We start from the raw sequence: 12,775 nt of genomic DNA, 5'->3' as shown, positions 1-12,775 counted from the left end.
GGCGGGCGGTGAAGCGCTATTGAAGGCATTCGCGGCACGGCATGGAGGCGCTGCGCCGCGAGGAGCTTTTGGGGGATGGCATGAAAATAACGGTGCTCGGGGCCGGTGTCGTCGGTACGGCGGCCGCCTTCTATCTGGCCAGCGACGGGCACGAGGTCACCGTGATCGAGCGCCATCCGGCGCCGGCTCGCGGCACCAGCCAGTCGAACGCCGGTCTGGTGTCGCCGGGGGACGCCACCGCCTGGGCCTCGCCGGCGGCCCTGAAGACATTCCTGCGCGCGCTCTACAACCATGATCTCGGCATCAAGGTCAGGCTGCGCTTCGATCCCTATTTCCTCGCCTGGAGCCTGCGCTTCCTGCGCCAGTGCACGAAAGAGCGCCTGCGCGCCAACAGCCGGGTCAAGTTGCGCCTGGCGCTCTATTCGCGCGACTGCATCAACGCCATCTCCGCCGATACCGGCATTCACTATGACGAGCGCAAGAAGGGCATCCTCTATTTCTTCCGCTCGCAGCACAGTCTCGACACCGGCACCGACAATTATCGCTATCTGGCCGAGCATGGCCTGCCGATCGAGATCGTCGGCCGCGAGCGGCTGGTCGAGCTTGAACCGGGTCTTGCCGGCGTGAAGGAAAAGATCGCCGGCGGCGTCTATTCGCCGATAGACCAGACCGGCGATTCCCGGCAGTTCGTGGAAAAACTCGCCGCCTATTCAGCCGAAAAGCTCGGCGTGAAATTTCTCTGCGGCACCACGGTCGAGGGTCTAGACATCGAGGGCGACCGGGTGCGCGCGGTGATGACTTCGGCCGGACCGGTCGCCGGCGATGCCGTGGTCATCTCGATGGGACCGGAAAGCGGCCTGCTCGGCCGCCGCTACGGCATCGACCTGCCTGTCTATCCGGTGAAGGGCTATACCGCGACCATTTCGCTGGAGGACGAGAGCAAGGGTCCGACCATGGGCGGCGCCGACGAGGATCAGTTGATCGCCTATTCCAGGCTGGGCAACCGGCTGCGACTGGCTTCGACCGCCGAATTTACCGGTTTCGACCGCTCGCACAAGCCAAGCGATTTCGCCGCCATGTTCAGGACCGGCAAGGATCTGTTCCCCGGCGCCTTCGACGAGAAGAAGGCGGAGCTCTGGGCAGGCCTGCGGCCGATGATGCCGAACTCGGTGCCGGTCATCGGCAAGGCACGCTATGAGAATCTCTATCTCGACACCGGCCACGGCCACGTCGGCTGGACCATGGCCTGCGGCTCGGGAAAGTTCCTTGCGGATCTCGTCGCCGGCCGCAAGCCGGAGATCGACCCGCAAGGGCTGGTCTACGGAGGCTAGGATGTCGGGACCGCAAGTCGCCATCGACCTTGGCCGCATCGAGCGCAATGCGCGCACGATCGTCGAGCGCTGCGCGCTCTCGGGCATCAAGGTCTTCGGCGTCACCAAGGGCACTTGCGGCATGCCGCAAGTGGCGCGCGCCATGCTGCGCGGCGGTGTCGCCGGCATCGCAGAATCCCGCTTCGAAAACATCCGCCGGCTGCGCGACAGCGGCATCAACGCGCCGATCATGCTGTTGCGCAGCCCGCCCATGGCGCGTGTCGAGGAGGTGGTGCGCACCGTCGACATCAGCCTGCAGTCGGAATTGAGCACCATTCGCGAGATTTCGCGCATCGCCGAGCGCATGGGCCGGATCCACGACATCATGCTGATGATCGACCTCGGCGATCTCCGCGAAGGCATCTGGCCGAACGACCTGATCCCGACGGTCGAGCAGATCCTGCGGTTCAAAGGGGTGCGCATCGCCGGCATCGGTACGAATCTCGGCTGCTTCGGCGCCATCATGCCGACGCCGGATAATCTCGGCCAGCTCGTCGCCCATGCCTACAAGACCGAGCGCCTGTCCGGCAAGAGCCTCGACGTGATCTCCGGCGGCGCCTCGTCGTCGCTGCCGCTGCTGCTCGAAGGCAGACTGCCGGCCGGCATCAACAATCTGCGGGTCGGCGAGGCGATCCTGCAAGGCGGCGTCGAAACCTTCCGCGACACGCCTTGGGCCGAGCTGGAACCCGATGCCTGCCGGCTGACCAGCGACATCATCGAGGTCAAGCTCAAGCCGTCACGGCCGATCGGCCAATCCGGCTACGACGCCTTCGGCAACCAGCCGGTCTTCCCCGACCAGGGCGACAGGCTGCGCGCCATTGCCAATATCGGCCGCGAGGACGTGCTGGTGGAAGGCCTGACACCGATCGCCAAGGGGATACGGGTGCTCGGTGCCTCCAGCGACCATCTGCTGCTGGATGTCGCCGATGCCGATCCGCCGCCGGCCGTCGGCGACCGTGTCGCCTTCCGCATGAGCTATGGCGCCATGCTGCTGGCGATGACCTCGGAATATGTCGAGAAGGCCCCGATGCACGACGTCGAGGACTTTTCCGGTCGCAAGATGGTGCAGATCACGGCCGAGCAAGGGGCTGCCGGCATCCTCGCCCGGGAAGGCACCGGCGCGCGGCTGGAAGCGATGAATTTCGACGTCATCGAGTTGGCCGATGTCGAGCGGCCGCCATCGGGGCTGATTCGGCTTGCCGCCGGCGCCGACCGTCGCATCGCGCACAAGGCGCTGACCGCAACGGCGCGCGCGACGCATTCCTTCGGCCTGATCTGGATCGATTCCATCGCCGCCCTGATGCCCGAGGACGAGGATGGCATCGACCTGCCGGAAGGCTCGGTGCTGGCGCGTACCCTCGGCCTCGACCACAAGGCGGGCGCGCTGCAGCCGCAGCTGTCGCCGGAGAATGTCGTCATCGTCGGCTTGCGCCACGCCGATCCGGCCGAGGCACGGGTGCTGAAGGATTCGCGCGTCTCCGCCTTCACCATGACCGACATCGACGCCATGGGCATGCGCGACCTGATGCATGAGGCGATCCGCGTCGCCACCTCCGGCACGCAAGGCTTCCATGTCAGTTACTCGCCTACCGCTACCGAATTCGCAGGCTGGGCGGCGGGCTCCGGCGGGCTCACCGTGCGCGAGACGCATCAGGCGATGGAGGCGATCGCGCTCTCCGGCGGACTGCTGTCGATGGATGTTTCCGGCCTGACCGCGGCTCTGAAGCCCCGGATCGGCACCGATGTCGTCAACTTCGTCATGTCGGCCTTCGGCAAGCGGATTTTGTAGCTGAGCATGATCCCGAAAAGTGGGTTTCGGTTTCCTCGGACAAACGGAAACCGTTTGTCCGAGATCATGCTCAATCAGATAGACCCTGGCCCTGCGCTTCGACCGCCGCGCGCCAGGCGTTGGCGTAGTCGGCCCAGGCCGGGTCGGCCGGCGGCTCCATTCTTTCGCCTTTGCCCTGCGCCGTCAGTTGATCCGTTGCCAGCAAGGCAGCGCCGATGCTGGTGCCGGTGGCGGCCTCGGACGCAACGACGGCGCGTCCCGTGCTGGCTGCTAGCATGCCGACAAAGAGCCGGTTGCGGGCAAAGGGGCCTTCGACAGTAGTCGGGCCGTCGGCACCGATCAGGTCGAGGCAGGTCGCCGTCATCAGCGCCAGATAGAATGAGATGGCGGCAAAGCGCTGGCCACTTTTCATCCCGTCGGCGTTGAGCCATGTCGCGGTCTGATGCGGGAACGGCCCCGACCCTTGCTGGGTCGATGGCAGCAGCAGCACCTTCTGCATCAGCACGGCGCCGACATCATCTTCGCTCCACTGCTCCGGCTGGTCCTTCGTCAGCATGGAAAACTCGCGGCCACCCATGAAGCGTGCCGAGGGGACGGGACTGCCGAGTGCGTTGACATTGACCAGCGTGTCGCGTGCCGCATCCAGCGCAATCTGTTTGCCGCCAACCGCCATCGACACCACCCAGGTGCCGGTCGAGACGACGGAGAAAGGCGGTTTGTCGGAGAGAAGATGCGGCAGCAACGAGGCGTTGGAATCGTGCAGGCCGCAGAAGACCGGCGTTTGCGGGTCAAGGCCGGTTCGCACGGCAAGCGCGGGCAGGATCGGGCCGAGGCGATCACTGGCTGGCCGCACCGGCACCATCAGCCAGCGCCAGTCCAGCCTGTCGACCAATGATGAAAAATCCGCCGTCCATGGGTTCCACAGATCAGTGTGGCAGCCGAGCGAGGTCACCTCATTGGCGGCGACGCCGGTCAGGCGCAAGGCCCAGTATTGCGGGTACATCAGCATCGCGGCGGCCTTGGCGAATTCCGCCGGGAAGCTTTTCTGTTGCCAGAAGAATTGCGCGCCGAGATTGAGGCCGAGCGGCAAGCGCGGCGTGCCGGTCTCGGCGAAGGGCGGCCTAATCGCATCATAATCCACGGCCAGCCTGTCGGGGCCATCGAATTCATAGTCGAGCACCGCCAGCACCAGATCGCCCGCGGCGTCGACCAGTGCGCCCGTCGCGCCATGGGTCGTGATCGAAATGGCGTCGATGCGCTGTTCGCGGTTGAGGCCGGCAAGGCTGTCGAGGATGAACGTCCACAGCGCTTCGACATCATGATGCGGATAGGGCGCCTGCCGCACCGGCGCATTGGCCATGCGGCGCAACGCCACCTCGCTCAACGTCACGAGGTCGACGAACGCGACCTTGGCGTTGGTCTTGCCGATGTCGATGACGGCAATATGGCGCATCGCACTCATGCCATATGGAACACGGTTTCCAACGGCACGGCCACCGGTTCGTTGTCCGGCCTGGTTTCCATGATGTCGGCCATGTGGGTCCACCAACGCTGCATCACCGGATGCTTCGGCAGGTCGTCCATGCCGTGGTCGTCTCGCCGCCACAGCACGCCGAACAGAATGCTCGTCTCCTCGTCGAGATGGATGGAATAATCGGAGACGCCGGCCTGCTTCAGCAGTGATACCAGCGACGGCCAGATCTCGTCGTGGCGCTTCTTGTACTCGGCCTTCAGGCCGGGCTTCAGCTTCATCTTGAACGCGTATTTCTGCGGCATCAGCGTCCTCCGAGCAGCCGCCGCCAGACGATCGGCAGAGCGATGACGATGATCAGCAGCAGGCCGATGAAGATCGACATGACGATGCCGGGCACGTTGAGCAGGCCAAGGCCGAAGGTCACCAGCCCCATGATGAAGGCTGCGAGCACGACGCCCAGAATGCTGCCGGCGCCGCCGAGGATGCTGACGCCGCCGAGCACCACCATGGTGATGACTTCGAGTTCATAGCCCTGTGCGATCGAGGGCCGCGTCGAACCGAGCCGCGAGGTGATCAGCACCGAGGCGATGCCCGACATCAGCCCGGTCAGGCAGAACAGGATGAACTTGGTGCGGCCGACGCGCACGCCAGAGAACTGCGACGCCACCGGGCTGTAGCCGATGGCAAAGACACGGCGGCCGAAACTCGTGCGGTGCAGCAAGAACCAGTAAACGACGGCCGCGATCAGGAAGAGCACTAGCTCGAACGACACCACCCACCAGATATAGCCCTGGCCGAAAAACGCGAAGCTTTCGGGATAACCCTTGTAGGCCTGGTCGCCGAGGATGATGAAGGCGATGCCGCGAAACAGGCTCATCGTGCCGATAGTGACGACGATCGAGGGCAGCCCGAGCCTCGTCACCAGCAGCCCGTTGAAGGCGCCGCAGCCGAGCCCGACGACGATGCCGATCAGCACCAGCACCGGCGTGCCGGCGCCGGCCTGCACCGCCATGCCCATCATGGTCGAGGCCAGCGCAATGATGGCGGCCACCGACAGGTCGATCTCACCCGAAATGATCAGCAGCGCCATGGCGAAGGCGATCAGACCCTTCTCGGTGAAGTTGAAGGTGAGATCGGACAGCGAATACGGGTCGAGGAAATACGGCGAGGCTAAGCTGTTGATGGCGAAGATGGCGACCGCCACCACGACCAGCAGCGCTTCCCAGGAAAAGATCGCCGAACGAAACGGCTTGTCGAGTCGGTCGGGAATGTGGCGCGGGGCCGGGATTTCGGTCATGCCGCCTCTACTTTCCGCAGGATGATGCGGCCCTGCCGGCGTTCGCCGCGCGCGTTAAGCACGACAGCCAGAATGATGGCGCTGCCCGAGATCGCCATCTGCCAGAAGGGCGAGATGTTGATGACCGGCAGTGCGTTGGAGATGATGCCGAGGAACAGCGCACCGAGCACCGCGCCGCCCACCGAACCGATGCCGCCGGCGATCGAGATGCCGCCGATGACGCAGGCGGCGATGATGTTGAGCTCATAGCCGTTGGCGACCTCGACCGAGGCGATCACATAGCGGGAGATCCAGAGATAGCCGGAAAGTCCGCCGATCATGCCGGAGATGCAGAAGACGATGAATTTCGTCCTGCCGACATCGATGCCGGCATAGACCGAAGCCGTCGGGTTGACGCCGATGGCATAGATCGAGCGGCCGAGCGCGGTGCGCGTCATCAGGACGAAGAACAGCACGATGACCAGGATGGCGATGCAGGACAGCACCGGAATGCCGAGGAACGCCGCCCGCTGGAAGCCGATGAAGTCCGGACTCATCTTGTCGGCATTGACCCAGGCGCCGCCTGACAGGACGAAGGTGGCGCCGCGATAGATGGTCAGCGTGCCCAATGTCACCACGATCGAAGGGATGTTCAGCCGCCAGACCAACAGGCCGTTGATGGCGCCGAGCACCAAGCCGACGACCAGGGCGATGCCAATCAGCAGCGGGATCGGGATTGCCGGATGCGCGGCGTTCAGCATCGCCACCACCATGCCGGTGAAGCAGAGGTTGGACGCCATCGACAGATCGATCGACCGGGTCAGGATGACAACCATCTGGCCCAGCGCCAGGATCATCAGGATCGAGGTATCGTTGAACACCTGGCGCAAATTGACGGGGTCGGCAAAGGCCGGGAAGCGCGTCGAGATCAGCCCGATCAGCACGACGATGGCCGCGAACAGCCAGATTTCACGGTATTTAAGAAAGGCTTTCATGCCGCGATCCCTGCTGCCGTCCTGACCAGCGTCTCGGCGTCCAGCCCCTTGTTGTCGTAGACCGCCGCGACGAGACCCTCGCGCATGACGATGACACGGTCGGACATGCCGAGGATTTCCGGCAGTTCCGACGACACCATGATCACCGACAGGCCCTGCGCCACCAGCTCGGCCATGAAGCCGTGCACGGCGGCCTTGGAGCCGATGTCGATGCCCTTGGTCGGCTCGTCCAGGATGATCACCTTGGGCGCCGTCGCCAGCCATTTGGCGATGACGATCTTCTGCTGATTGCCGCCCGACAGCGTGCCGACATCCTGGCTGAGCGAGGAGGCGCGCAGGTCGAGCCGCTCGGTATAGGAGCGGGCGAGCGCGAATTCTTCCGACAGCCGCAGCAGGCCGGATCTGGAGGTACGCTTGAGCGAAGGCAGCGAGACGTTCTGGAAGATCGGCAGGCCGATCACCACGCCCTGCTTGCCGCGCTCTTCCGGCACATAGACGATGCCCGCATCGATCGAATCCGCCGCCGATTTCGGCGCGATCACCTTGCCTTCCAGCATGATCGTGCCGGCTGATGTGCGGGTTATGCCCGATATCGCCTGCATCACCTCGCTGCGCCCGGCGCCGACAAGGCCGTAGAAACCGAGGATTTCGCCCTTGTGCAGTTCGAAACCGATGTCGTTGAACTCGGTCGGATGCGACAGGCCGGAAACGGAAAGCACCGGCGCGCCGATCTCAGCCTTGCGCTGCGGAAAGATATGGTCGACGGCGCGGCCGACCATCAGGCGCACGATCTGGCTTTGGCCGGCATCCTTGATCAGGCCTTCGCCGACCATCTCGCCATCGCGGAACACCGTGTAGCGGTCGGCGATGCGATAGATTTCGTCGAACTTGTGGCTGATGAACAGAATCGCCTTGCCTTCGCTTTTGAGGAATTCGATCAGCAGGAAAAGCTCCTCGATCTCCTTCATCGAAAGGGCGGCGGTCGGCTCATCCATGATGACGATCTGAGCGTCAATCGACATGGCCCGCGCCACGGCGACCAAATGCTTGTTGGCGATGCCGAGGTCCTTCAGCCGGGCGTCGGCGTGGATATGACTCGCGTGCATGGTGTCGAGCACTTCGCGCGCGTTTTTGCGCATCGTGCGCCAGTCGATGGTGCCGAAACGCGTGCGCGGGGCGTGGCCAAGAAAGATGTTCTCGGCAACCGTCAAATCGTCGAACAGCACGGTTTCCTGGTGGATGGCGGTGACGCCGTGTCCGAAAGCTGCGTGCGCGCTGGGCAGGGTGACGGCTTGGCCGTCGATGCTGATCGTGCCGGTGTCGGGCTGGTAGATGCCGGTCATGATCTTGACCAGGGTCGACTTGCCGGCGCCGTTCTCACCGATCAGCGCGGTCACCTGGCCCGGATAGAGCGACACGCTGACATTGTGCAGCGCGCGCACGCCGGGAAAGCTCTTGGAGATGCCGGACAGCGTCAGGAGTGGAGCCGCCTTACCCTCCCCCTTGTGGGGAGGGTCGCGAACAACGTGAGCGGGGTGGGAGTCTACTAGCATATCAAGGTCCTGGCACATGGAGATGTCGCCACCCCACCCCGTCTCGCTTGCATCGCTTCGCGAAGCCGGCTCGCCGACCCTCCCCACAAGGGGGAGGGTGGTGCGAGCGTCCAGATCAATAGATCTTGGAGAACTTCTCGATGTTCGACTTGTCGAACTGGAAGGGCGGAGCCATCGCGGCCGAGTTGGAGTCGTCGAGCGTGACCTTGCCGACGCGGCCGATCGACAGCGTGGCACCGGGCTTGGCCTCTTCCTTCTTCACCGCCAGATCGTGGGCGAGATAGACGGCCGAATAGCCGAGGTCGATCGGGTTCCACAGCGCAACCGCCTGGCTGGCGCCGTTGTCGATGAACTTCTTGAACTCGGACGGCAGCGCCAGACCGGTGACATTGACCTTGCCGATCAGGTTCTCATCGGTGACGACTTGGGCGGCGGCGACGACGCCGACGGTGGTCGGCGCGATGATCGCCTTGAGGTTCGGATAGGACTTTAACAGGCCCTTGGCCTCGTCCGTGCTCTTGGCCGAATCGTCATCGCCATAGACGGTGGCGACGAGTTTGATCTTGGGGAACTTCTCCGGCAGGATTTTCTTGGCCGCATCGATCCAGGCGTTCTGGTTGGTGGCGGTCGAGGAGGCCGACAGGATGGCGACTTCGCCGCCTTCCGGCAGGTAATCGGCGGCAAGCTTGATGATGGTCTCGCCGATCAGTCCGGTGTCGGACGGGTTGAGGTGAAGCTGGCGGCCTTCCTTGGCCACGCCCGAATCCCAGGAGATGACGGTGATGCCGCGTTCCATCGCCTTCTTCAGCACCGGCACCAGCGCGTCGGCGTCATTGGCCGAAATGGCGATGGCGTTGACCTTCTGGGCGATCAGCGAATTGACCACCTCGATCTGCGCTTCGGCGGTCGCCTTGGTCGGGCCGGTGTAGATGATGTCGACATCGCCGAGTTCCTTGGCCGCCTCCTCGGCGCCCTTGTTGGCGGCATCGAAGAAGCCGTTGCCGAGCGACTTCACCACCAGTGCGATCTTGACGTTCTCGGCATAGGCCGCATTCACGAACATGGCGGCTGAGAATGCAGCCGTCACCATCAATTTCTTCAAGAAGCTCATCGAATATCCTCCCTTGAGCGTTGCATTCCATCGCCGCTGCTGGCGTGAGAGTGTCTCAGGCCTGCAGCGAAGATTCTTCCTTTGCCGACTTGCGGGCGACGATCAGCGTCACGCCGGCGGTCTCTAACATCTTGGCTTCGCGATCCTCGATGCCGTCATCGGTAATGACGGTTGCGATGCGCGACAGGCCGCACAGGATCAGGCTGGAGCGTTTGCGGAATTTCGAGGAATCGACCAGCACCACCAGTTCGTCGGCCTGGTCGATCAGTTTTTGCTCCGCCTGGATCAGCAGCGGGTCGCCCTCCATCAGGCCGAGCGGGCCGAGCCCCTGCGCGCCCATGAACATGCGGCGCGCATAGAAGTTGCGCGTCACGTCATTGTCGAAGGGCGACAGGATGATGTTCTGCTCGCGGTAAATGGTGCCGCCCGACAGCATCACCGTGTTCTTGGAGTGCTTGAGCAGGTGTTCGGCGATCGGGAACGAATTGGTGAAGATCGGCATGCGGCGACCGGTCAGGAAATGCACCATCTGGAAGGTGGTGGTGCCGCCATTGATGATGATCGGCTCGCCATCCTTGCACAGCTCGACCGCTTCACGGGCGATTGCCCGCTTCTGCGAGGCGTTGATCGTTTCGTTGACGGAAAAGGGCCGGCCGGCCAGCCCAATGAACTGCGGCGGCGAGATTGCTTCAGCGCCGCCGCGCACACGGCGCAGGCGCTTCTGGACATGGAGGGCCGCGATGTCACGCCGGATCGTCGCCTCGGAGGACTCCGTCAGGTCGACCATCTCCTGCACCGTCACCACAGGCTTTTCCTGGACGGCGGACAGAATGATCCTGTGGCGCTCTTTTTCGTGCATGGTTCCTCCCTGCCTGAGCATCTAGGCACCCAAAACGCGCAGTGTCAATCATTTCCGATCATATAATTTCATTGTGCAGTGCAATATGATCGATCTTGATCGTTTGTGATTGACAAACCCGCCGCTTCCGTGGAAATTCGGGCCAAATGGGCCGCACCGTTCGCGTGCCTTCGGGAGGATTACATATGCTCGACAAGCGCACCGGCGCGCGCCTCGCCAATCTGTGGGACGAGGCCAAGGCTCAAGCGATGAGCGAGCCGGAACTTCTGGTCTATCGCTCGAACACGCTTGGCTCCGACAAGCGCGTCACCAACTATGGCGGCGGCAACACCTCCTCTAAGATCTGGCAGAAAGACCCGCTCACCGGCGAGGATGTCGAAGTGCTTTGGGTCAAGGGCTCGGGCGGCGACAGCGCGTCGATCAAGCTCGACGGCTTTGCCACCCTTTACATGGACAAGCTGCGCGCGCTCAAAGGCCTTTATCGCGGCGTTGAGCACGAGGACGAAATGGTCGGCTTCCTGCCGCACTGTACGTTCAATTTGAACCCACGCGCGGCCTCGATCGACACGCCGCTGCATGCCTTTGTGCCGAAGCCATTTGTCGATCACATGCATCCCGATGCCATCATCGCCATTGCCGCCGCCAAGGATTCCAAGGCGCTGACCAAGGAGATATTCGGCGACGCCATCGGCTGGCTGCCGTGGAAGCGGCCGGGCTTCGAACTCGGCCTGTGGTTGGAGAAATTCTGCCTCGAACATCCCGCCGCAAAGGGCGTCATCCTGGAAAGCCATGGGTTGTTCACCTGGGGCGACACCCCTCGGGAATGCTACGAGACGACGATCTCGGTGATCAATCAGGCGATCGAATGGTTCGAGCGCCGCTCCGAGGGCCTCGCCATCTTCGGCGGCGAAGTGGTCAAGTCGCTTGACGCGGCCGAACGCCGTGCCATCGCGGCAAAACTGATGCCGAAAATCCGCGGCCTGATCTCGGAAAAGAGCCACAAGCTCGGTCATTTCGACGATTCGCCCGCCGTGCTCGAATTCGTCAACTCCAGGGATCTACGCCCGCTGGCGGCGCTCGGCACGTCGTGCCCTGACCATTTCCTGCGCACCAAGATCCGTCCGCTGGTGATCGAATTCGATCCGGCCAAACCCGATGTCGATGCCGTCATTGCGCGCCTCGCCGACGACCTGGCGGCCTATCGTGTCGGCTACCAGGCCTATTACGACAGCTGCAAGCATGCCGACTCGCCCGCCATCCGCGATCCCAATGCCGTCGTCTATCTGATGCCCGGCGTCGGCATGTTCACCTTCGCCGGCGACAAGGCGACGGCGCGCATCTCGGGCGAATTCTATGTAAACGCCATCAATGTCATGCGCGGCGCCTCGACCGTCTCGTCCTATGTCGGCCTGCCCGCAAAGGAAGCCTTCGACATCGAATACTGGCTGCTCGAGGACCTGAAGCTGCAGCGCATGCCGAAGCCGAAGGCGCTTGCCGGCCAGATCGCGCTGGTCACCGGTGGCGCCGGCGGCATTGGCCGCGCAACCGCCAACCGGCTGCTGCGCGAAGGCGCCTGCGTCGTGCTGGCCGACATCGACGAAACAGCCCTTGCCAGCGCCAATGACGAACTGGCCAAAGCCTATGGCAAGGATTTTGTCAGGCCGGTGCTGATCAACGTCACCTCGGAGGACCAGGTCATTTCGGGCTTCGCCGAGACTGCGGTCGAGTTCGGCGGCATCGACATTCTGGTGTCGAATGCGGGGCTGGCTTCCTCGGCGCCGATCGAGGAGACGACGCTGGCGCTGTGGAACAAGAACATGGACATCCTGTCGACCGGTTATTTCCTGGTCTCGCGGGAAGCGTTCCGGCTGTTCCGCGTGCAGAATATCGGCGGCAACGTCGTCTTCGTCGCCTCCAAGAACGGACTTGCCGCCTCGCCTAACGCCGCCGCCTACTGCACCGCCAAGGCCGCCGAGATCCATCTCGCCCGATGCCTGGCACTGGAGGGCGCGGAAGCGCAGATCAGGGTCAATGTCGTCAACCCGGACGCGGTGCTGCGCGGCTCGAAGATCTGGACCGGCGAGTGGAAAGAACAGCGCGCCGCCGCCTACAAGATGTCGACCGACGATCTGGAGGAGCACTATCGCTCGCGCTCGATGCTGAAGCGTTCGGTGTTTCCCGAAGACATCGCGGAGGCGATCTATTTCTTCGCCTCCGACATGTCGGCCAAGTCGACCGGCAACATCGTCAATGTCGACGCGGGCAACGCGCAGAGCTTTACGCGCTAGCGGACGCCAGAGCGCTTCCCTTCTCCCCGTTCTACGGGGAGAAGGTGCCGGCAGGCCGAT

General features: G+C 63.5%; 10 protein-coding genes. 3 read left to right on the top strand and 7 right to left on the bottom strand.

Features of this window, described 5'->3' with window-relative positions:
- The first annotated feature begins 80 nt into the window (after positions 1-80).
- Both NKH19_RS22805 and NKH19_RS22800 read left to right on the top strand, forming a co-directional pair.
- Positions 81-1,331 (top strand): D-amino acid dehydrogenase, encoded by a 1,251-nt coding sequence (locus tag NKH19_RS22805; RefSeq protein ID WP_352871381.1) that lies wholly within the window; start codon positions 81-83, stop codon positions 1,329-1,331.
- 1 nt (position 1,332) lies between these two features.
- Entirely contained in the window at positions 1,333-3,159 is a 1,827-nt protein-coding gene (locus NKH19_RS22800) for an alanine racemase (protein ID WP_352871380.1), read from the top strand.
- A gap of 70 nt (positions 3,160-3,229) precedes the next feature.
- Here the strand turns inward: NKH19_RS22800 and NKH19_RS22795 are convergent, their stop codons facing one another.
- The 7 genes from NKH19_RS22795 to NKH19_RS22765 form a co-directional block, all read right to left on the bottom strand.
- Positions 3,230-4,621, bottom strand: coding sequence for an FGGY-family carbohydrate kinase (locus tag NKH19_RS22795; RefSeq protein ID WP_352871379.1), 1,392 nt, complete (start codon positions 4,619-4,621; stop codon positions 3,230-3,232).
- Complete coding sequence (gene rhaM, locus NKH19_RS22790; protein ID WP_352871376.1) at positions 4,618-4,935, bottom strand: L-rhamnose mutarotase; 318 nt, start codon at positions 4,933-4,935, stop codon at positions 4,618-4,620. Before rhaM ends, NKH19_RS22795 begins: the two co-directional genes overlap by 4 nt.
- Complete coding sequence (locus NKH19_RS22785) at positions 4,935-5,930, bottom strand: ABC transporter permease (protein WP_352871375.1); 996 nt, start codon at positions 5,928-5,930, stop codon at positions 4,935-4,937. Before NKH19_RS22785 ends, rhaM begins: the two co-directional genes overlap by 1 nt.
- On the bottom strand, positions 5,927-6,904 hold the full coding sequence (locus tag NKH19_RS22780) for an ABC transporter permease (RefSeq protein WP_352871374.1): 978 nt from the start codon (positions 6,902-6,904) through the stop codon (positions 5,927-5,929). The genes NKH19_RS22785 and NKH19_RS22780 overlap by 4 nt, the downstream gene beginning before the upstream one ends.
- Complete coding sequence (locus NKH19_RS22775) at positions 6,901-8,457, bottom strand: sugar ABC transporter ATP-binding protein (RefSeq protein WP_352871373.1); 1,557 nt, start codon at positions 8,455-8,457, stop codon at positions 6,901-6,903. The genes NKH19_RS22780 and NKH19_RS22775 overlap by 4 nt, the downstream gene beginning before the upstream one ends.
- Before the next feature lie 115 nt (positions 8,458-8,572).
- A complete protein-coding gene (gene rhaS, locus NKH19_RS22770; RefSeq protein ID WP_352871372.1) occupies positions 8,573-9,568 on the bottom strand; it encodes a rhamnose ABC transporter substrate-binding protein in 996 nt (331 codons plus the stop codon).
- Positions 9,569-9,623: 55 nt separating this feature from the next.
- Complete coding sequence (locus NKH19_RS22765; RefSeq protein ID WP_057145053.1) at positions 9,624-10,427, bottom strand: DeoR/GlpR family DNA-binding transcription regulator; 804 nt, start codon at positions 10,425-10,427, stop codon at positions 9,624-9,626.
- A 185-nt stretch (positions 10,428-10,612) separates the two neighbouring features.
- On the opposite strand from NKH19_RS22765, the gene NKH19_RS22760 reads away from it, so the two are divergent.
- Complete coding sequence (locus NKH19_RS22760) at positions 10,613-12,715, top strand: bifunctional rhamnulose-1-phosphate aldolase/short-chain dehydrogenase (protein ID WP_352871371.1); 2,103 nt, start codon at positions 10,613-10,615, stop codon at positions 12,713-12,715.
- Positions 12,716-12,775 lie beyond the last annotated feature (60 nt).

This window comes from Mesorhizobium sp. M1338 (genome assembly GCF_040318045.1).
Classification (GTDB): Bacteria; Pseudomonadota; Alphaproteobacteria; order Rhizobiales; family Rhizobiaceae; genus Mesorhizobium.
This window is presented reverse-complemented; position numbering and strand designations above follow the sequence as displayed.